We start from the raw sequence: 21,525 nt of genomic DNA, 5'->3' as shown, positions 1-21,525 counted from the left end.
ACGCTCATGATAATGTTCGGCCGAATCATACCCTTCCCGGAAAGGATGCCATGCAAGCGCTCCGGATCGCTGCCTTCCTGTTCTTAGCAACCTTGTGCAATGCCGCGGCAGCTCAGCCGCTTTACGGCATCGCCATGCATGGAGATCCGGCGCTGCCGGTGGACTTCAAGCATTTCCCCTATGTCAATCCGGATGTCAAAAAGGGCGGCCGCGTCAGCTATGGCGTCGTCGGCACTTTCGACAATCTCAACCCCTTCATTCTGAAGAGCATGCGCACGACGGCGCGGGGCATGTGGGACCCGGAATACGGTAATCTCGTTTATGAACCGCTGATGGTGCGCTCGCGCGACGAGCCTTTTACGCTGTATGGGCTGCTGGCGCAGACGGTCGAATGGGACGACAGCCGAAGCTATATTCAATTCAACCTCAATCCTGATGCCAAATGGTCAGACGGGCAGCCGGTGACGCCGGAAGATGTGATCTTCACGTTCCAGCTTCTTCGCGACAAAGGCCGCGTCCCGTTTTCATCGTGGCTTGAGACCATCGCCAGCATGGAGAAGGTTGGTGAGCACAGCGTGATGATCCGCTTCAACGAGAAAGCCAATCGCGAAACGCCGCTCATCATCGCCTCGTCGCTGCCGATTCTGCCGAAGCATGCGATCGACACGGATAGTTTCGATCAGACCTCCCTGCGCATTCCGATCGGCTCCGCCCCCTATAGGATTAAGAGCATCGATCCCGGCCAGCGCATCGTCTTCGAGCGCCGTTCTAACTACTGGGGCAAGAACCTCCCGTCGAAGGTCGGCATCGACAATTATGATGAAATCACCGTCAATTACTTCCTGCAGGACACGACGCTGTTCGAAGCTTTCAAGAAAGGCGATGTCGATATTTATCCCGACGGCAGCCCGGGCCATTGGCAGCAGGCTTACAATTTTCCTGCGGTAACTTCCGGCGCCATCATCAAGGAGACCTTTAGGCCAAAAACGCCGAGCGGCATGTTGGGGTTCGTCTTCAATACGCGGCGGCCGATGTTTGCCGACAAGAATGTGCGCAAGGGACTGACCCTCGCCTTCGACTTCGAATGGCTGAACCGAAATCTCTATTCGGGCGCCTACAAGCGCACGGAGAGCTATTGGCAAAATTCCGATCTTTCGTCGTTCGGCATTCCAGCGGATCCGCATGAGCTCGCCATGCTGGGACCGATCAAGGACCGCATCGATCCGGACGTGCTCGATGGCACCTACAAGCTGCCCGTCAGCGACGGTTCCGGGCGTGACCGCAAGATCCTGCGCGAGGCGGTAGCCCTGCTCAAGGAGGGTGGCTATACAATCCGCGGTGAGAAGATGGTCGATAAGAACGGCCGCCAGCTCAGCTTCGAAATATTGACCCAAAATGCGGATCAGGAGCGCATGGCGATCCCCTATCGCCGATCTCTGGAATTGCTCGGCATTGCAGTAACGATTCGCACGGTCGATGATTCGCAATATCAGCTCCGGACGATCAACTACGACTACGACATGATCATCAAGTCCTACCCTTCGTCGCTATCGCCGGGCATCGAGCAAGTGGGGCGCTGGAGCTCCGCTGCCGCCAAGACCGAAGGCAGCCTTAATTTCGTCGGCGTCGCAGACCCCGATGTCGATACGCTGATATCGCATTTTCTGATGGCGCGTTCGGCCGAGGATTTCCGCGACGCCGTGCGTTCTTTCGATCGGATGCTGATTTCCGGATATTATCTAGTGCCGCTCTACCATATCGATCAACAATGGGCAGCGCGGCGAAGCCGCGTCAACCATCCCGGTGTTCTGCCGCTTTACGGGTACTATCTGCCTGCGTGGTGGGATGCTTCCGCGCAATAATCTCGGCCGGTTCCCTTTCGGTAACCGGTTGAAGCCATCGGCACAAAGGCATAGATGGAGAAGAACAGCGCGAAAAACCGAAAGGATGAAACCATGGAACGCATCACGATCGACATCGTCTCGGATGTCGTCTGCCCGTGGTGCTATCTCGGCAAGGCCCGCCTGGAGCTCGCCATTGCCGAGGTGCAGGACGAAGTAGGCGTCGACCTCAACTGGCGACCCTATCGGCTCAATCCCGACTATCCGCCCGAAGGCGTCGACCAGAAAAAGGCGCTGGAGCAAAAGCTTGGCGGCGCCGAGCGTGTCGCCGAGGGGCACAAGATGTTAACCGAGCTCGGCCGCGAAGTGGGAATCAAGTTCGATTTTGACGCCATCAAGATCGGCCCGAACACGCTCGATGCCCATCGCCTCATCCACTGGTCCGTCACCGAAAGCCGCGAAAAGCAGGACAAGGTGGTCGATGCGCTCTTCAAGGCCAATTTCGAAGAGGGCCTCAATGTCGGCGATCATGCCGTACTGCTCGATATTGCCGAAAAAGCCGGGCTCGACCGCTCGGTCATATCAACGCTGCTAGCCTCCGATGCGGACCGCGATCTCATCATCGGCGAGATCGACGCCGCCCAGAAGATCGGCGTCAACGGCGTTCCTTTCTTCATCTTCGACCAGCAATATGCCATCAGCGGCGCGCAGACACCGGATGTGCGCGTCGAGGCCTTGCGCGACATCGCCAAGATGAAAGCGGAAGCACGGGCGGGGATGAACTAAGCGGGATTCCGCTTTTTCGATCATAGCTGCAAGAGCTTCCGCGATCTGCGATTCGCGGAAGTAGCCGCGTCATACCGACATCAGGCTTTTACCAGTAGTCCCGAAGCCATCGCCCGGAAGGCTTCTATCGCCTTGGGCAGCACTTCCGCCGGATTATCGCTGGCAGCAACCCAGAGGGCAGCATTCAGCGCCGCACCGGAAATGAGCCGGGCAGCCGCCTCGGGATCGACCGGCTTGACCACCTCTTGTTCCAGAAGTTTTGAGACCGTCTGCCGGGTGCCGGCGAGACAGCTGTTCTGGCTGGGCCATTTCGAGGGGTCGCCGAGAACGGCCGGACCGTCGAGCAAGACGATGCGCTGCACTTCGGGATCGAGAGCCATCTTGATGTAGGCCTCGCCTTCCGCAAGCAGACCTTGCCAGTCCCCATCCGCCTGCGCGCCGATCTCCTTCGCCCGCAGCGCCAGTTCGTTGTCGATCTGATCGACAACGGCGGCGAGCAAGCCGCGCTTATCGCCGAAATTATGATAGAGGGCACCTCTCGTCAGGCCAACATCCGCCGTCAACTCATCCATTGAGGCCGCCGCAAATCCTTTCTCCGCAAAGGCTTTCCGCGCAGCGGCAATCAGCTTGCTCCGATTTTCTTCCATGGTTTCCAGGCGCTTTGCCATATCACTCTCAAATTTCACATACGTTTCGTATTTGAAATATTGACATACGTCGCGCATATGAATATTTCACATACATGTCGTATATCAAACGAAGCGGCAGTTTGGAAGTCTCGCGTGAGCTTGCGTTCTTCCGATCTTTTCACATCAACGAAAGCCAAACATTATGACGACACGTAACGCAATCTTCCCGAAGAACAGGCATGCGCTTTATGAGGAGCATGGCTATTCCGCCGCAATCCGCTCCGGCGATCTGCTGTTCGTCTCCGGCCAGGTCGGCAGCCGCGCGGATGGAAGCCCGGAGCCGGATTTCGAAAAGCAGGTCCAGCTCGCCTTCGACAATCTGAGAGCAACTTTGGAAGCGGCAGGCTGCACCTTCGATGACATCATCGATGTCACGTCGTTCCACACAGACCCGGAGCGGCAGTTCGGTGCGATCATGGCCGTCAAGAACCGGATCTTCACCGAAAAACCCTACCCGAACTGGACGGCGATCGGCGTCAATTGGCTGGCGGGCTTCGATTTCGAAATCAAGGTCATCGCGCGCATTCCGGATGCCGCGGAGATGCGCGAGCCACAAGCGGCTTGAGGAGATGTCCGATCTCGGCCTGCCGCGGAAAATGGGTTGCGGCGGGCCGGATACCGGGTTCATCATCAGGGGCAAAGCCGCTGCGAGCGCCCACCCTATTTCGCAAGCTCCGCCAGCTGCGTCATGACAACTGCCGCTCCTTGCAGCCGCTTTTCCGGCGTCGGCAGGTCGCGGGTCAGGAAGACGCTGTGGTCGGGGCGGATCTTGGCCATGGTGCCCTGCTTGGCGATGTAGCCGACGAGATTGGCGGGGTTCGGGAATTCCTTGTTGCGGAACTGGACGACGACACCCTTCGGGCCGGCATCCAGCTTCTCGACGTTGGCGATGCGGCACAGCGACTTGATGTAGACGACCTTGAGGAGGTGCTGCACCTCCATCGGCAAGGGACCGAAACGGTCGATCATTTCGGCGCCGAACCCGTCGATCTCCTTCAGCTCCGTGATCTCGCCGAGGCGGCGATAGAGGGCCATGCGCAGATGCAGATCGGGCACGTAGTCGTCCGGAATCATGACAGACGTGCCGACGGAGATCTGCGGCGACCAGCCGGTATCCTGGATCTCGTCGACGCCCTTGACCTCGGCGACGGCCTCCTCGAGCATCTGCTGGTAGAGCTCGAAGCCAACTTCCTTGATATGGCCTGACTGTTCTTCGCCCAGCAGATTGCCGGCGCCGCGGATATCGAGATCGTGGCTCGCCAGCTGGAAGCCGGCGCCGAGCGTATCCAGCGACTGCAGCACCTTGAGCCGGCGCTCCGCCGTCGTGGTCAGAACCTTGTTGACCGGCAGGGTAAACAGCGCGAAGGCCCGAACCTTGGAACGGCCGACGCGGCCGCGGAGCTGATAGAGCTGGGCAAGGCCGAACATGTCGGCGCGGTGGACGATCAGCGTGTTGGCCGTCGGTACGTCGAGACCGGATTCGACGATGGTCGTCGATAGCAGCACGTCATAACGCCCCTCGTAGAAGGCATTCATGATGTCTTCCAGCTCACCGGCGGGCATCTGGCCATGGGCGACCGCCACCTTCAGCTCCGGCACATCCGATTGCAGGAAGGCATGGATATCGGCGAGATCGGCAAGACGCGGGCAGACATAGAAGCTCTGGCCGCCACGATAATGCTCACGCATCAGCGTTTCGCGGATGACCAGTGAATCGAAGGGCGAGATGAAGGTGCGCACCGCCATGCGGTCGACCGGCGGCGTGGTGATGAGCGACAGTTCGCGTACACCGGTCATCGCGAGCTGCAAGGTGCGCGGGATCGGCGTCGCCGACAGCGTCAGCACATGCACGTCGCTCTTCAGCTCCTTCAGGCGCTCCTTGTGCTTGACGCCGAAATGCTGCTCCTCGTCGATGATGAGCAGGCCGAGATTGGCGAACTGGATGCCGGCGCCGAGGAGCGCATGGGTGCCGACAACGATATCGGTCTTGCCATCGGCCACTTCCTTCTTGGTGAGCGCCAGTTCCTTGGAACCGACCAGGCGAGATGCCTGCTGTATGCGGATCGGCAGCCCACGGAAGCGCTCGGAAAAGGTCTTGAAATGCTGGCGCGAAAGCAGCGTCGTCGGCACGACGACGGCGACCTGCACGCCATTCATGGCAGCGACGAAGGCTGCGCGCAGCGCCACTTCCGTCTTGCCAAAGCCGACATCGCCGCAGACGAGACGGTCCATCGGCCGGCCGGCGCCGAGATCCTCGCGCACCGCCTCGATCGCGTTCATCTGGTCGTCGGTCTCGTCATACGGGAAACGCGCGGCAAATTCGTCATACAGCCCGTCCGGCGTGCTGAGCACAGGCGCATGCCGCGTCAGGCGTTCGGCCGCGACGCGGATCAAGGCGCCGGCCATATCCAGCAGGCGTTTCTTGAGCTTGGCCTTGCGCATCTGCCAGGCGCCGCCGCCGAGCTTATCCAGCTGCGCCTCGGTGCCCTCGCCGCCATAGCGCGAGAGTAGATCGATGTTTTCGACCGGCAGAAACAGCTTGGCATCGTCGGCATACTGCAGCTCGAGGCAGGCGTGCGGTGCACCGGCTGCCTCGATGGTCCTGAGGCCAACGAAACGGCCGATACCGTGCTCGGCATGAACGACGATCGAGCCTTCATCCAGGCCTGCTACTTCCGAGATGAAATCGGCGGCGCGCTTGCGGCGCTTGGAACGGCGCACCATGCGGTCGCCGAGGATATCCTGCTCGCCGATAACGATCAGATCGCCGGCTTCGAAACCGGCTTCGAGGCTGAGCACGGCCGCGGCCGCCTCACCCTTCGCCAGGCCGCCAAGGTCCTTGAAGGCCTCGATCGTCTTGACGCGCGCCAGCCCGTGTTCGGATAGCACCTGCAGGAGGCGATCGAGCGAGCCTTCGGTCCAGGCCGAAATCAGCACTTTGCCGCCCGCAGCCCGCTTGTCGGCGATATGCTTGACGACTGCATCGAAGACGTTGACGCGCTCGCTATCGGTTGTGTCGGTCGCTGACCGCGCCCAGCGTGGCCCCTGGCGGGCATCTAGCTCGATGACGCGACGCGCCTCGCCCTCATGCTCGTTGAAGGGCGAAATACGGATAGCGTCAAAGGCATCGAGCGCATTGCCGAAAGCCTTGCCATCGAGATAGAGCTGGCCGGGCGTTACTGGTTTATAGGGCGTGCCCTGTGCCATCTGCCCCTTGGCCTGCTGGCCGGATTGAAGGCGGGCGTCGTAATAGTCGAAGACGAGCTTGGAGCGCTCCTCGGCCGCCTCGCGCCCGGTGTGATCCGTGACCAAGCGAAAGCCTTTAAGGTAATCGAAGACCGTCTCGAGCTTCTCGTAGAACAGCGGCAGCCAATGTTCCATGCCGGCATATCGCCGACCTTCGGACACGGCGAGATAGAGAGCGTCATCGCGCGTGGCGGCGCCGAAGGCGGAGAGATAGTTCTTGCGGAAGCGGCTGATCGTATCCGGCGTCAACGTCACTTCGCTCATCGGATTGAGATCGAGCGAACGCACCTGCCCTGTCGTGCGCTGGCTGGCCGGATCGAAGCTGCGGATGCTCTCCAGCGTATCGCCGAAGAAGTCCAGGCGCACCGGCTCTTCCGTGCCCGGAACGAAGACGTCAAGAATGCCGCCGCGCACAGCATATTCGCCGACCTCACGCACAGTTGCCACGCGCTCGAAGCCGTTGCGCTCGAGACGAGCCGCAATATCGTCCATCCGGACCTGGTTCCCCGGACGTGCCGAGAACGCCAGGCTTTCGATGATATCCTGCGGGGCGACCTTCTGCAGCATGGCGTTGACGGTCACCAGCACAATGGCTGCATGCGGCTTGCGATGATGCGCGATCAGGCCGGACAAAGCCGCCAAGCGCCGGGCCGAGGTGTCGGAGCTTGGGGAAACGCGGTCATAGGGAAGGCAATCCCAGGCCGGCAGAGTGAGTACCGGAATTTCAGGCGCGATGAAGCCGAGCATCTGTTCGACATCGGCCATGTGCTGCCCGTCGGACATGACATAGGCAACCGGCTGACCGGCCTTTGCCATTTCGGCAATCAGGAACGGCTCAAGACCGGCCGGAACATGACCGATCGTTGTCGGCTCGCTGTCGGCGAGCAGCTTCTTCGCATCGAAACCGGGGATCATTTGGTTAATCCGAACCTTTCGGCGATCTCTTCGAAATCGGGCTTGTAGGAGGCCAGGCGCTCAAAGAGCGGTGTGCGCAGATGCTGCGGCGTCGGCTCGCTACCGAGGATCCATTTCAGAAGATCATTGTCCTCTTCGGCCATGATGCGCTCGAGCTCATCGAGATCGGCTTCAGCGAGGCCCGGCAGCTCGTTGTCGGCAAACTGGCCGAAGACGAGATCCATCTCACGGATGCCGCGATGCCAGCAACGGAAAAGGATGCGCCGACGGCGAGGATCGAGATCGGCACTGCTGAGGGTCAGCCCAGTCATCAAAACACCTTTATGTTGATGCGTCTCTATAAAACCAGCGCTCAAAGGTGGGAACCGGTTTTTCAGAAAAAAGCGCCAGAAACGCAATTTTCGGGGGAGTGTTTGATACAATGCGGCCGAGTTCTCCGCCGCCCCTTGCCAAGGACGCCCCGCCCGTCGCATTTTGCCGGCCATGCGTCCCGCTATCCTCGACCCGCTATTTGCCTCCATTTCTTCGCTATCAGGCGTCGGGCCGAAGGTATCCGAGCTGCTGGTGAAGCTGCTCGATCGCGAGACGATCGACGATTGCCGCGTCATCGACCTTATTTTCCACGCGCCGCATTCGATCATCGACCGGCGCGAGCAGCCTGGTATCGCGAGAGCACCGCAGGGCGCCATTGTTACCATAACCGGTCGTGTTGACCGACATCAGCCGCCGCCCAACCCGCGCAGCAATGTGCCTTATCGTGTCTATCTGCACGATGAGACAGGCGAACTTGCGCTGGTCTTTTTTCGTGGCAAGGCACAGTGGCTCGAAAAGCAGCTGCCGATCGATGAAACCGTTACCGTCAGTGGCAAGGTCGACTGGTTCAACGGCCGCCCGTCCATGGTGCATCCGGATTATATCATGCGCGAGAGCGAGGCCGAAAACCTGCCGCTCGTCGAGCCGGTCTATCCGTTAACCGCCGGGCTTACGCCGAAGTTCCTGCGCAAGACGATAGAGGCAGCATTGCCGCGCATTCCGCAGCTGCCCGAGTGGGATGATATTGCTCTGACGCAGAAGCCGGGCTTTCCCTCGATCTCCGATGCCTTCCACATGCTGCATGCGCCCAGGGATGCGGCCGATATCGATCCGCAGGCACCAGCGCGGCGTCGGCTGGCCTATGACGAATTCCTGGCGGGGCAATTGTCACTCTCGCTGGTGCGCCAGAGGTTGCGCAAGGTTGCCGGTCAACCCGTGCATGCAACTGGAGAAATCAGCGGCAAGATACTGGAATCCCTACCCTTCTCGATGACGAATAGCCAGCACGATGCGGTTGCCGATATTCTCAAGGATATGGCGGGCACCGAGCGCATGCTGCGGCTGCTGCAGGGCGACGTCGGCGCGGGCAAGACGCTGGTGGCGCTGATGGCTATCGCCGCCGTGATCGAAAGCGGTGGTCAGGCCGTGCTGATGGCACCGACCGAAATTCTCGCCCGCCAGCATTACGCAACAATTTCGAAATTCGCAGCAAGTGCAAACCTTTCCGTCGAAGTTCTCACAGGCCGCACGAAGGGGCGCGAACGGGATGCGATCTTGGAGCGCATCGCCTCCGGCGAAGCGCAGATCATCATCGGCACGCATGCGTTGTTTCAGGATAGCGTCGCCTATGCCAACCTCATGCTGGCCGTCGTCGACGAGCAGCATCGCTTCGGCGTCCATCAGCGCCTGCGGCTGACTGCGAAGGGCATTTCGCCCCACATGCTCGTTATGACCGCAACGCCGATACCGCGAACGCTGGTGCTGGCCGCATTCGGCGACATGGACGTTTCGAAGCTCACCGAGAAGCCCGCGGGCCGCAAGCCGATCCAGACGATCACCATTCCGAATGAACGAACCGGCGACATCGTCGCGCGCCTAAGGAGTGCGCTAGCGGAAGGTAAAAAAGCCTATTGGATATGCCCACTTGTGGAGGAATCCGAAGAATCCGATTTAATGTCGGTGGAGGAGCGGCATGAGACACTGACCAAGGCGCTCGGCCCAAGCATCGGTCTCATCCATGGCCGGATGAGCGGCCCGGAGAAAGACGCTGTGATGATGGCGTTCAAGAACGGCGAGATCCGCCTACTGGTGGCCACGACGGTCGTCGAGGTGGGCGTCGACGTGCCGGACGCGACGATCATGGTCATCGAACATGCTGAACGTTTCGGCCTGGCACAGCTTCATCAGTTGCGCGGCCGCGTCGGACGTGGCGACGAGGCCTCGACCTGCATTCTGCTTTACAAAGGGCCGCTCGGCGAAACCGGGCATGCCCGGCTGTCGATCATGCGAGAGACCGAAGACGGCTTCCGCATTGCCGAGGAGGACTTGAAGCTACGCGGCGAAGGTGAGCTTCTTGGGACACGCCAGTCCGGCACGCCAGGCTTCCGCATCGCCAGCCTCGAGGCTCATGCCGATCTCCTGGAAATCGCCCGCAAGGATGCCGCCTATCTCATCGAGCGCGATCCGGAACTGACCAGTGAGCGTGGCAGTGCGGTACGCACCCTGCTCTATCTCTTCCGCCGCGACGAGGCGATCCGCTTCCTGCGAGCGGGGTAGGCGGATGGACGCGTTAGCCGCGTCCATCCGCGTTTCATCAGATCACTTTGCGGCGAGACCGGGAATGGTAACCTGGAATACCTGGAACATGGTATCGACATCCGCGCCACTATCATCCTTGTAGGCAGCGCCGACCTGGAAACCATCCTGGGTGATGAAGTCGTTGTCATTGGCGACGAACAGGAAGTAATCGTCAGGCAGCTTCAGATCCTGAACGCTGACGAGCGACATGGCCTCCCACTTTTCCGAGAGGTTGTTTCTGTCGTTCGGCGCGCCGTTATGCAGACCAAAGCGCGCTAGATCGGCGCTGTCGTTGATATCGATGAAATTGCTGACTACCGCCGGCTTGACTGAAGGATCAAGAACGCCCTTCGGCGCGACAGCTGTGTCGCCGTCGAACTTGCCGCCGGCAATATCGGTGGCAGCGGAAACATCGACAGCCACAACGCTGCGATAGAGCGACTTATCGCCCTTCTGGCCGTAGCCATTGTTGCTATCGCGCGCCAGCATCAGGAAGCTTGTCGGTGAGAGCGCCACGATTTCGCTCTGGGCGGCAACGGCTGTCTTACCCTTCTCATTGGTGAACACCGGCAGAGGCACGACATATTCGTGCACCAGCTTCAGATTTGCAGAGTCGGCGGCATCATAGACAAGCGCGCGGGTATTCTGGCGCGTGGAGCTGGAATCGCCGCCATCTTGGCGAGTCGCGGACTGGAGCACGACGATCAGGAACTTACCGTCCGGGGTCAGAGACATGCCCTCGAAGCCTTGGTTGTTCTGGCGCCCGCTGGTCGGATCTTTCGGATCGGGAGCGGTTTCGCCAGGGCCGGGATTGTTCGAGGAAAAATTCACGGCGCCGTGGCGCATCGGCAGAAACGCGGCCGGTGGTGCCGTGGCCGAGATCATCAGCCCATCCGCCGAGAAGCGGTAGATATAGGGACCGTATTCATCGCTGATGAACATCGAACCATCGGGCAGCCGGGCAATGGCTTCGTTGTCGAGCGAGACCTTACCGTTTGGTGCCTGTGGCAAAAGTGGCAAGCCGCCTTCCGCCTGGCGAGCGCCGTTGGCTGGGTCAAGGCCAGTGGTTTCGTTGCCCTTGTTGTCTTTCAACAGCAGCGTATCCGCGAGCTTGGCTTCGACGCCCGCCTGTTCCTGGCCGGCTGGAGGTGTCGCACCGGGGGCAACCGGCGTCAGCTTGATATCGATGGTGTTGAGACGCGCACGGTAATCCGTGGTGCCGGCGACATTATAGCCGCGGTCCGGCAGCAGCCACAGCGAGCCCTTGTAGGTGCCGTCAGCGTTGCGGGTCCAGCTCTTGGTGTCGATTGACATGCCTGAACCGGAGCCGAAAGTCTCACCGAACTTATCGCGCTGATTGGCCGGAATGCGGCCGATCGCGACGCGGCCTTTATTGACCAGCTTAACACCGTCAATCGTCACGGAATTATCCGCCAGCGCCAGCATTGGAGCCGTGAAAACAAATGTGGCAAGCGCTGCCGACAGCAGCGGCAAGCTCTTCGAACGCATATATCTCAAAACCATATCCTCCTAATTAAAAACTTTGTGAAGGCAACGACATCCATCTCCGGCCGTTTCGGACCGCGTTGGAGAACCGCAGCTCGGTGCCTGTGCCCCGAACATACGATGCTGAGATACGTGCGATTATCTGCCCCGACTGACGATCTAAGGCGTCAATATGATAGAGGCATGACAATTCGCGCAGAACGCGAAGGCATTGATCCAACTATTAGAAGATGAGCAATTGAGGTTAAGGAGCCACGGGAACCCGCTGCCGCAATTCCTTGGCTGCGACCAGCTTCTCGTATTCCGGCGCCACAAGGCCGCCCGAAATCAGCAGCTTGGCGCCATCTTCAGGGCTCATATCGAGCACCGTGATCTTTTCGCGCGGAACGAAAACCAGAAATCCGGCCGTCGGTACGGGCGTCGGTGGCAGGAACACCGCCACCATGTCCTGACCCATGGCATTGAATTTCGAAGCGATCTCGCCTTTGGCATCCGTGGATATGAAGACCATGGACCAGAGGCCGGGGCTCGGATACTCGATCAGCCCTACCTTCTTGAACGAACTGCCCTGCTCTTTGAGCACAGTCTCGAAGATCTGCTTGACGCTCTTATAGATGGTTCGCACCAGCGGCACGCGATTGACGATCGACTCGCCGAAGCGGACGATGCTCTGACCGATCAGGTTCTTGGCCAGAAAGCCGACGATCGTGATGAAGATCATCGCGATCACCAGGCCGGTACCGGGAACGGCGAAGTTCAGATAGCTTTCGGGATCGTAGCGCGCGGGAATATAGGGGCGAACCCAGCTATCGGCCCAATGGACGACGGACCAGGTCAGCCATAGGGTAATGGCGATCGGGGCACAGATAATCAGGCCGGCCAGGAAATTGTTTCTGATCCGCGTCGTCACGGACATTTTGATGAGTTTTTCAGTCATTCGCCGCTCGAAAACTCCGTCCCGTCGCTACCGCTTCCCGGCAAACCCTCCCCACCATCTCTGTGGGCGAATCGTGCCAGAAATTAGCGCGGCATACAACCCGCTAGCCAGATCTGTGAGCCCAACAAGCGATCGACTCACGAGGACGTGACGGCAAATGCGCGGCGGAAGGAATCCTATTCCACGGTGACCGATTTGGCGAGATTGCGCGGCTGATCGACATCCGTGCCCATGAACACGGCCGTATGATAGGCAAGCAATTGAATCGGCAGCGAGAATATGATCGGGGCTATGATCTCGTCCACGACGGGCAAGGTGATCGTCGCCATGGTCGGCAATGTCGATGCGGCAGCGCCAATTTCATCTGTGATGAAGATGATTCGGCCGCCGCGAGCCGCGACTTCCTGCATGTTGGAAACGGTCTTGTCGAAGAAGCGGTCATGCGGGGCGATGACGATAACGGGCATGTTCTCGTCGATCAGCGCAATCGGCCCATGCTTCAATTCGCCGGCCGCATAGCCCTCCGCGTGGATGTAGGAAATCTCCTTGAGCTTCAGCGCGCCTTCCATGGCGAGGGGGAAGCTGGTGCCGCGGCCGAGATAGAGCACATCCTTGAACTTCGAGATCTCGCGCGACAGGCTTTCCATCTGCGGCTGGATGATATTCAGAACATTCGCCATGATACGCGGCATCTCGACGAGATGGCGCACCATTTCCTGTTCATTTTCAGCGCTGATGGTACCTCGAGCGACGCCGGCTCCAATCGCCAGCGAGGCAAGAACGGCAAGCTGGCAGGTGAAAGCCTTCGTCGAGGCGACACCGATTTCCGGGCCGGCCAGGATTGGAAACACGGCATCGGATTCGCGCGCGATGGTCGATTCCCTCACATTGACGACAGCACCGATTTTCAGGCCGTTATCCCGGCAATAGCGCAGTGACGCCAAGGTATCCGCGGTTTCGCCTGATTGGGAAATGAAAAGGGCCGCCTGCGACTGCAACAACGGCATTTCGCGATAGCGGAACTCGGAGGCAACATCGATTTCGACCGGCAACCGCGCGTAGCGCTCGAACCAATATTTACCCACCAGGCCGGCGAGATAGGCGGTGCCGCAGGCTGATATCGCAAGGCCGGAAACCCCGCCGAAATCGATGGCCGAGACATCCGGGCGCACACGATGGCTGGCGAAATCGACGTAATGGCTCAGCGCATGGGAGATGACCTCCGGCTGTTCGTAGATTTCCTTTTCCATGAAGTGGCGATGATTGCCCTTGTCGACCACATAGGCGGTTGCCTGCGAAATCTGCCGCGGCCTAGTCACTTCATTGCCGTTGAAATCGAGAATGGTTGCGCCGGCATGGGTGACGATCGCGCAGTCGCCGTCGACGAGATAGCTGATCTCATTGGTGAAGGGCGCAAGGGCGATTGCATCCGAACCGAGGAACATCTCGCCCTTGCCGTAACCCACGGCAAGCGGCGGGCCAGAACGCGCCGCCATCAACGTGTCAGGATCATTCTGGAACATAACGGCCAATGCGTAGGCGCCGGTCACGCGGTTCAGCATTTTCAGCATGGCTGTACGTGCGTCCAAGCCCTCGCGGACATATTTGGCCAGAAGATGGGCGACGACTTCCGTATCCGTCTGCGAGGCAAATTCCTGCCCTTCGGTCTTCAGCTCTTCGCGCAGCTCGGAGAAGTTTTCGATGATGCCGTTATGGACGACGGCAACGCCTTCCACGAAATGCGGGTGGGCATTGATTTCATTCGGAACACCGTGGGTTGCCCAGCGCGTGTGCGCAATGCCCGTCGTGCCAGGCAGAGGATCCGTCTCCAGCCGCTTCTCCAGATTGAAGAGCTTTCCTTCCGCGCGGCGGCGATCCATCACGCCGTCATGGATCGTCGCGACTCCAGCCGAATCATAGCCGCGGTACTCGAGCCGCCGCAGCGCGTCCACCAAACGCTCCGCCACAGGCTTCGTTCCGACGATCCCAACAATACCGCACATACAGCTCTCCGTCTGGCCTCAGATATGAAGGCAAGTCCTAATCATTCCTGCAATTTTCTCAATTGCCACAACGGTCACTTTCGATTTCCGACCGTTACGTCAACGCGCGAGAGTTTAGTGGCCGCCCTTTTTCGCTGCCTTGATGGCAAGGGCTCGCTCGCGGATCACCTTGGCCCGCTCCGGCTTTACTTCCTGACGAGCCCGACCGAAGGCCAGCGCATCGGCCGGAACATCCTCGGTGATGACACTGCCGGAAGCAATATATGCGCCGTCGCCGATGCGGATGGGCGCAACCAGCGACGAATTGGAACCGACGAAAGCGTTGGCGCCGATATGCGTTTCATGCTTGTTGACGCCGTCATAATTGCAAGTGATCGTACCCGCGCCGATATTGCTTCCGGCTCCGATCGTCGCATCACCGATATAGGTCAGATGATTGACCTTGGCGCCCTCGCCGATCTTGCCGTTCTTGACCTCGCAGAAATTGCCGACCTTGGCGCCACCGGCGAGATCGGCGCCCGGGCGCAGCCGTGCAAAAGGTCCGACTGTCGCTCCAGCGCTGACATGGGCGCCCTCGATGTGCGAGAAGGCATGAATGACTGCGCCCCCCTCGATGACCGCGCCCGGACCGAAGACGACATTCGGCTCGATCAGCGCATCCTGGCCGATCACGGTGTCATAGGCGAGGAAAACGGTTTCCGGCGCTATCATGGTCACGCCCGACAGCATCACCTCATGCCGGCGGCGCTCCTGCCAGAGGCGCTCGATGAAGGCAAGTTCGGCGCGGTTGTTGCAGCCTGTCATCTCGACTTCGGGCGCATCGACGGCAACGGAGCGTCCGCCAAGCGAGCGGGCGATTTCGACGAGATCGGTGAGGTAATATTCGCCCTTGGCATTGTTGTTGCCGATGCGGTCGAGAAGCTCCAGCGCCTTGCGGCCGTTGATCGCCATCAGCCCGCTATTGCACCATTTTATCGCGAGTTCGGCATCGGTTGCATCCTTGGCTTCTCGAATGGCGATCAGCTCGCCATCCTTGACCAGCAACCGGCCATAGGCGTTGGGATGTTCCGTATGAAACCCGATGACGACGATGTCGTTACCATCGGCCAGTCCCTGGCGGGCGGCCCGAAGCGGCACATCGGTCAGCAGAGGGACGTCTCCGTAGGCAACGATAATATCGTCATATCCACGGGCAATCGCCTCGCGCGCCGCCAGCACGGCATGGCCCGTGCCGAGACGTTCCTTCTGAAGATAGGATTCGATGGTGATGCCGCCGATCGACGCTGCCGCGCTGACTTCATCCGCATTGCGCCCGACAACCAGCGCCGCCGCCGAAATCCCGGTCTTGGAGATCGCATCCATGACATGGGCGATCATCGGGCGCCCGGCAATCGGATGCAGGACCTTCGACATCGATGACTTCATGCGGGTGCTGTCACCGGCGGCGAGGATGATGGCGAGGCAGCTGCGTTCCATTTCAGGCTCCGAGATGTACGGTCAAGCGTCGGCACAGGCCGAGCGAGTCCCCTCATATCAACAAGTCGAGCGATGAACTACGGCGAAATTCAAGGCGACCTCAGGCCTCGGCAAGAGCCTCGAAAGCTTCGAGGACATGCTGACGCCCATCGATGATCACAAATTCCATCGCCTTATGGGCAGCAAGGCCGTCCCGTGCCGCTATCGCGTCCACTATGGCCATATGCGTATCAGCAATATTGGCGAAGCCATTGGTTGACGGCGGCGCGCTCATGCGAAACATGCCAACCAGTGCAGCTTTGATAAGCCCACCCAGCGATCGCATGAACGGATTTTGTGAAGCCTCAGTAATTGCCAAGTGGAAATGCAAATCGGCGACTGCGAGGCTATCGGATGTATGGTGCGGCGCCGCCATGGCGGCCGCAAGATTGCGAAGCAGTTCAATACTCTCTCGGCTGGCCCTCTTCGCCACCAGACTCGCGGCGAAAGGCTCGAACGCCATGCGTATATCGTAAAGATGAAGAAGAAATTCCTTGTTGACGCCGCTCTCGAAATGCCAATTGAGCACTTCATTATCGAACATGTTCCAATGGATCTTCTCGGTCACGCGCGTCCCGACGCGCGCACGCGGCACCACAAGCCCCTTTGCCGCCAATGTCTTCATGCTTTCACGCAGGACCGTGCGGGATACCTTGAACCGTTGCAGAAGCTCGCTGTCACCGGGAAGAATGCTTCCGATCGGAAATGCACCCGAGACGATCGCCTTACCCAACTCATCGACCACTTGAGCGTGGCTCGTGCGCGATTTTCCCTCGGATTTTCCGGTCTCAAGCATTCGGTTTCGCAAGAGCTCTGTCCCTCCCTCAGACATATCGTCGGTTTAAGCGGGAAAGCAGCAGAAGTCCCTTCTGCATCAGAATAAAGGCAAACAGCAACAAGCCGATCAATATCTTCGTCCACCAACTGGAAAGCGTTCCATCGAAGGTGATGTAGGTCTGAATCAAGCCCTGTATGAGAATTCCGATGAGTGTTCCTCCGACGAATCCCGCTCCTCCCGTCAGCAGTGTTCCCCCTATGACCACGGCAGCGATGGCATCGAGTTCGACACCGACCGTGGCAAGCGAGTATCCGGCAGATGTATAGATAGAAAAAACGATTCCGGATAGGCCAGCAAGAAATCCAGAAAGGGCATAAATCTGGATTGTCGTCTTGCCGACAGGCACACCCATTAGCACCGCCGTTTGAGCGCCGCCACCGAGAGCATAGACATTGGCGCCGAAGCGGGTGCGCTGCGCCAGCACAATGCCGCCGGCAAAGACGAGCAGCATGAGGCCGCCGATCAATGTCAGCCGGCCGCCGCCGGGCATCAGCCAATAGAGGTCGTTGAGCTGTGAATAGAAATCATGCTCGATCGGAATGCTGTCGATCGACAACACGAAGGCGATGCCCCGCGCCAGAAACATGCCGGCCAGCGTCACGATGAAAGGCGGCATGCTGAGATAGTGAATGATGGCACCCATGCCGGCGCCAAAAATCGTCGTGATGACAAGAACAAGAACGAACGCGATCAACGGGTGGATCGCCGTATCGCGCAGAATGACAGCCAGGAAAACACCGGTAAAGGCAATGATCGAGCCGATGGACAGGTCGATGCCGCCCGAGATGATGACGAAGGTCATGCCTACGGCGGCAATTCCCAAAAATGCGTTATCAGTCAACAGGTTGCCCATCACCCGCGTCGACAGCATGTTCGGATACTGCGTCACGCAGGCGATATAGGCCAGAATGAAGATGAGGATCGTTGCAAGCAGCGGAAGATATTTCGAATTCACTTTGCCTGCTCCTTTTGCACCATCTGCCCCTCGTCTCGGCGACGCCAGAAGAATGACGTGGCGGATTGAACCGCCGGAGACTGGATGACCAGAATGACGATGACGATAATCGCCTTGATCACCAGATTGAATTCCGGCGGAAAGCCGGAGAGCAGGATGCCTGTATTGACCGATTGAATGATCATTGCGCCGATCAGCGAACCGACGATGCTGAAACGACCGCCGAGCAGCGAATTGCCGCCAACCACGACCGCAAGGATCGCATCCAGTTCAAGCCACAGACCGGCATTATTGGCGTCCGCACCCTTGATGTCGGCCGTAACGATGATACCCGCGATGGAGGCACAAAGGCCGCTCAACGCGTAAACCGCAATCAGCAGGACCGGGGTCCGGATACCGGACAAGGTGCTTGCCCGGCGATTGATGCCGATGGCTTCGACCAACATTCCGAGAGCCGTGCGCCGGACCAAAGCGATCACCAAAAGCGCAGCGACAAGCCAGATCACCACCGGCATCGGCAGGGCGACGAATGAGCCGCTACCAAGAAAGATCAGTCCGTCATTGTTGAAGGTGAGGATCGCGCCCTCAGTGATCAATTGAGCAATGCCGCGGCCCGCCACCATCAGCACCAGCGTTGCGATGATCGGCTGGATATCGAGTACTGCGACGAGGAAACCGTTCCAGAGCCCACATGCCAGACCGACGCCGATCGTCAACAGCAGCGTATAGGAAAGCGAGTAGCCGGCAACGATCGAGGATGCCGCAACCGCGCCGCAGATCGCGATGACCGCGCCGACGGACAGATCGATGCCTTTCGTGGCGATGACCAGCGTCATGCCGATGGCAAGCAACGCTACCGGCGCACCACGATTGAGTACGTCCACCAAGCTCCCGTAGAGTCTTCCATTCTGAACTTCCAGATGAAAGAAATGCGGGAACATTATGAAATTCAAAAGAAGAATAACCGCGAGCGCAATGAGCTGAGGCATCAGCCGAAGCAAGGAGGTTTTGATTGGCGAGCTCATGCTTTCTCCCGCGTCTTTTGCGCCGTAGCGATGGCCTCGACGATATTTCCAGCCGTTATCTCACTTCCGGCCAACTCAGCAATATGTTCGCGGTCGCGCAGGACGAGGACGCGCGAACTATAGGCGACAAGCTCCTCAAGTTCGGATGAAATGACCACCAGGGACATTCCCTGCCGGCAAAGATCCTCGATCAACCGAATGATTTCCGCATGGGCACCGACATCGATGCCGCGCGTCGGCTCATCCAGGATGAGGAAGCTCGGATTGGTCGCCAGCCATCGCGCAAGGATCGCCTTCTGCTGGTTACCGCCTGAAAGCAGCCTGATCGGCTTTTCCCGATCGGTCGTGCGGATATCCAGCGCCTTGATGTAGCGATCGGCGATGGCGTTCTGCTCGCTGCGCGGCAAAGGCCTTGCCCAGCCCCGCCTTGCCTGTAGCGCCATAACGATATTTTCGCGAATGGAGAGATCACCGATGATCCCATCGGTCTTGCGGTCTTCCGGGCAAAAGCCGAAGCCGCTCTTGATCGCGGCGCGCGGACTGGAAAGCGCAATGGTCTTGCCTTCGATTTTCGCCTCGCCGCTGTCGGCGCGCTCGACGCCGAAGAGCACTTCGGCGGTCTCGGTCCGCCCTGAGCCAAGCAGGCCCGCAATGCCCACAACTTCGCCGACGCGTACCTCCATGTCGAACGGCTTGATCTTGCCGCGTTTGCCGAAATTCGTGAAATGATATCTGACCGGGCCGCTTTCCGTCTCGCTCTGCTTTATAGTGCCTTCAGCCTCGGCGAGTTCGCGGCCGAGCATCATGGCGATTAGAGTCTGCCGCGGAAGACCGTGCGCATCGCGCGTGCCGACCAGGCGGCCGTTGCGGAGAACGGTGATGCGATCGCAGATCTCGTAAACTTGCTCTAGGAAATGCGTGATGAAGACAATTCCCAGACCGCGCTGCTTCAATCGCCTGACGATACCGAACAGCATCTCGACTTCATGCGTATCCAGGCTCGCAGTGGGCTCATCCAGAATGAGGACCTTGCCGGAGAGATCGACCGCGCGGGCGATGGCGATCACCTGCTGAATGGCGACCGAAAAGCGATCGAGCTGGCGGCTGACATCGATATCCAGGCCATATTGTGACACCAGATCTCTGGCCATCTTATTCATGACGCGGCTGCTGACCATCCCGAACCGTCGCGGCTGGCGGCCCAGAAACAGGTTTTCCGCGACACTCAGATTGAGCAGCAGGTTCACTTCCTGGTAGACGGTTCCAATACCAAGCTTCTGAGCGGCAAGCGTATCATGCGGATCGATCTCCGCCCCATCGAGCACCAGAGTGCCCGCATCGCGACGATAAGCGCCGGTCATGCATTTGATCAGGGTCGATTTTCCGGCACCGTTCTCGCCGAGAAGCGCATGGACCTCGCCGCGCATCAATGTGAAATCGACATGATCGAGAGCGGTCGAACCGGGGAAATATTTACAAAAACCTGTCGCCGTCAGAAGTCGCTCTACGTCGTGAGCCATGAAGCGCGAATTTCCTTGGAATGAATCAAATTGCGAAAGCGATAGCCGGCGCATTCCGTGGGTGCGCCGGCATCTTGCACAAGATATCGCACCGGCGCGGCATTGCCGATCCGGTGCGATGGGCTTTCGTCTTAGTAGCCGAGGTCCTTCTTCTGCTCGTAGACCTTCTGCGGATCATCCGCCTGGGTATAGAGCTTGGATTCCGTCTGGATCCACTTCGGCGGCTCTTTCTTGGTCTTCAAATACGCATCGAGCGCGTCGAAGGCAGGACCTGCCATGTTCGGCGTCAGCTCAACGGTTGCGTTCGCCTCACCGGCAGCCATGGCCTTGAAGAGATCCGGAACCGAATCGATCGACACGGTCAGGATGTCCTTGCCCGGCTTCAGGCCAGCTTCCTTGATCGCCTGAATAGCGCCGACGGCCATATCGTCGTTATGGGCGTAGAGCGCGCAGATATCCTTGCCGCCGTTTTCAGCCTTCAGGAAGCTTTCCATGACTTCCTTGCCCTTGGCGCGGGTGAAATCACCGGTCTGGCTGCGAACGATCTTCAGGTTGTCGTGACCCTTGATGGCTTCCTCGAAGCCCTTCTTGCGGGCGATGGCCGGCGAGGAGCCCGTCGTGCCCTGCAGCTCGACGATGTTGCACTTCTTGTCGCCGACCGTCTTTACGAGCCAGTCACCGGCGACCTTGCCTTCATGAACCAGGTCGGACGTGACAGCTGTCAGATAAAGGTCCTTCGGTGCAGCAACCGTGCGGTCAAGCAGAATGACCGGGATCTTGGCTTCCTTGGCTTCCTTCAGGACAGCATCCCAGCCGGTTTCGACGACCGGTGCCAGCAGGATCGCATCAACGCCTTGCGCGATGAAGGACCGGATCGCCTTGATCTGGTTTTCCTGCTTCTGCTGCGCGTCGGCGAACTTCAGATCGATGCCGCGCTTCTTGGCTTCCTGCTTCGTCAGCGTCGTTTCGGCCGCACGCCAACCAGACTCCGAACCGATTTGCGAGAATCCGACGACCAGGTCTTTAGCCGATGCCGATGTGAACATGCAGGCAGCGAGCATCGTCGCACTGATCAGTGCAGTCTTCAACTTCATGATTTCCTCCCAAAGGCCATTTCCTCAGGCCATGGTTTAAAAATC

Annotated in this window: 16 protein-coding genes; 4 read left to right on the top strand and 12 right to left on the bottom strand. The window is 59.2% G+C overall.

The genetic code is table 11. The features are described 5' to 3' along the window. Nucleotides 1-50: 50 nt before the first annotated feature. Both FHX05_RS01360 and FHX05_RS01355 read left to right on the top strand, forming a co-directional pair. Nucleotides 51-1,862 (top strand): extracellular solute-binding protein, encoded by a 1,812-nt coding sequence (locus tag FHX05_RS01360; protein ID WP_183870455.1) that lies wholly within the window; start codon nucleotides 51-53, stop codon nucleotides 1,860-1,862. Nucleotides 1,863-1,955: 93 nt separating this feature from the next. Further along, on the top strand, nucleotides 1,956-2,627 hold the full coding sequence (locus FHX05_RS01355) for a DsbA family oxidoreductase (RefSeq protein ID WP_183870454.1): 672 nt from the start codon (nucleotides 1,956-1,958) through the stop codon (nucleotides 2,625-2,627). An 80-nt stretch (nucleotides 2,628-2,707) separates the two neighbouring features. On the opposite strand, the gene FHX05_RS01350 is transcribed toward FHX05_RS01355, so the two are convergent. Then, nucleotides 2,708-3,295: a TetR/AcrR family transcriptional regulator gene (locus FHX05_RS01350; protein ID WP_183870453.1), complete on the bottom strand. Its 588-nt coding sequence runs from the start codon at nucleotides 3,293-3,295 to the stop codon at nucleotides 2,708-2,710. Between the two features lie 163 nt (nucleotides 3,296-3,458). On the opposite strand from FHX05_RS01350, the gene FHX05_RS01345 reads away from it, so the two are divergent. Next, nucleotides 3,459-3,881 carry a RidA family protein gene (locus tag FHX05_RS01345; protein WP_183870452.1) on the top strand — a complete coding sequence of 141 codons (423 nt, stop codon included), beginning with the start codon at nucleotides 3,459-3,461 and terminating at the stop codon, nucleotides 3,879-3,881. 95 nt (nucleotides 3,882-3,976) lie between these two features. Here FHX05_RS01345 and mfd read toward each other — a convergent pair whose 3' ends face one another. Together mfd and FHX05_RS01335 are read right to left on the bottom strand one after the other, a co-directional pair. Then, nucleotides 3,977-7,477: a transcription-repair coupling factor gene (mfd, locus tag FHX05_RS01340; protein ID WP_183870451.1), complete on the bottom strand. Its 3,501-nt coding sequence runs from the start codon at nucleotides 7,475-7,477 to the stop codon at nucleotides 3,977-3,979. Next, on the bottom strand, nucleotides 7,474-7,788 hold the full coding sequence (locus tag FHX05_RS01335) for a succinate dehydrogenase assembly factor 2 (protein WP_183871162.1): 315 nt from the start codon (nucleotides 7,786-7,788) through the stop codon (nucleotides 7,474-7,476). The genes mfd and FHX05_RS01335 overlap by 4 nt, the downstream gene beginning before the upstream one ends. 172 nt (nucleotides 7,789-7,960) lie before the next feature. On the opposite strand from FHX05_RS01335, the gene recG reads away from it, so the two are divergent. Then, on the top strand, nucleotides 7,961-10,066 hold the full coding sequence (gene recG, locus FHX05_RS01330) for an ATP-dependent DNA helicase RecG (RefSeq protein WP_183870450.1): 2,106 nt from the start codon (nucleotides 7,961-7,963) through the stop codon (nucleotides 10,064-10,066). Between the two features lie 42 nt (nucleotides 10,067-10,108). Here recG and FHX05_RS01325 read toward each other — a convergent pair whose 3' ends face one another. The 9 genes from FHX05_RS01325 to ytfQ form a co-directional block, all read right to left on the bottom strand. Continuing rightward, entirely contained in the window at nucleotides 10,109-11,596 is a 1,488-nt protein-coding gene (locus FHX05_RS01325; RefSeq protein WP_246698858.1) for an esterase-like activity of phytase family protein, read from the bottom strand. 241 nt (nucleotides 11,597-11,837) lie between these two features. Further along, nucleotides 11,838-12,530 (bottom strand): DUF502 domain-containing protein, encoded by a 693-nt coding sequence (locus tag FHX05_RS01320; RefSeq protein ID WP_112610275.1) that lies wholly within the window; start codon nucleotides 12,528-12,530, stop codon nucleotides 11,838-11,840. 176 nt (nucleotides 12,531-12,706) lie between these two features. Beyond that, entirely contained in the window at nucleotides 12,707-14,533 is a 1,827-nt protein-coding gene (gene glmS / locus FHX05_RS01315) for a glutamine--fructose-6-phosphate transaminase (isomerizing) (RefSeq protein WP_183870449.1), read from the bottom strand. A 114-nt stretch (nucleotides 14,534-14,647) separates the two neighbouring features. Next, nucleotides 14,648-16,009 carry a bifunctional UDP-N-acetylglucosamine diphosphorylase/glucosamine-1-phosphate N-acetyltransferase GlmU gene (gene glmU / locus FHX05_RS01310; RefSeq protein WP_183870448.1) on the bottom strand — a complete coding sequence of 454 codons (1,362 nt, stop codon included), beginning with the start codon at nucleotides 16,007-16,009 and terminating at the stop codon, nucleotides 14,648-14,650. Between the two features lie 100 nt (nucleotides 16,010-16,109). Continuing rightward, entirely contained in the window at nucleotides 16,110-16,856 is a 747-nt protein-coding gene (locus FHX05_RS01305) for a FadR/GntR family transcriptional regulator (protein ID WP_183870447.1), read from the bottom strand. 16 nt (nucleotides 16,857-16,872) lie between these two features. Next, on the bottom strand, nucleotides 16,873-17,841 hold the full coding sequence (gene yjfF / locus FHX05_RS01300) for a galactofuranose ABC transporter, permease protein YjfF (RefSeq protein WP_112338369.1): 969 nt from the start codon (nucleotides 17,839-17,841) through the stop codon (nucleotides 16,873-16,875). Next, nucleotides 17,838-18,866, bottom strand: coding sequence for an ABC transporter permease (locus FHX05_RS01295; protein WP_112338368.1), 1,029 nt, complete (start codon nucleotides 18,864-18,866; stop codon nucleotides 17,838-17,840). Before FHX05_RS01295 ends, yjfF begins: the two co-directional genes overlap by 4 nt. Further along, the gene (gene ytfR / locus FHX05_RS01290; protein ID WP_183870446.1) at nucleotides 18,863-20,386 is read right to left on the bottom strand and encodes a galactofuranose ABC transporter, ATP-binding protein YtfR; all 1,524 of its coding nucleotides are present in this window, start codon (nucleotides 20,384-20,386) and stop codon (nucleotides 18,863-18,865) included. The genes FHX05_RS01295 and ytfR overlap by 4 nt, the downstream gene beginning before the upstream one ends. Nucleotides 20,387-20,517: 131 nt before the next feature. Further along, entirely contained in the window at nucleotides 20,518-21,480 is a 963-nt protein-coding gene (gene ytfQ / locus FHX05_RS01285) for a galactofuranose ABC transporter, galactofuranose-binding protein YtfQ (protein WP_112338366.1), read from the bottom strand. Between the last annotated feature and the right edge of the window lie 45 nt (nucleotides 21,481-21,525).

It is taken from the genome of Rhizobium sp. BK491 (assembly GCF_014194925.1).
Lineage (GTDB): Bacteria > Pseudomonadota > Alphaproteobacteria > Rhizobiales > Rhizobiaceae > Rhizobium.
The sequence above is the reverse complement of the archived record's forward strand: the minus strand, read 5'-3'. Positions and strand labels throughout refer to the sequence as shown.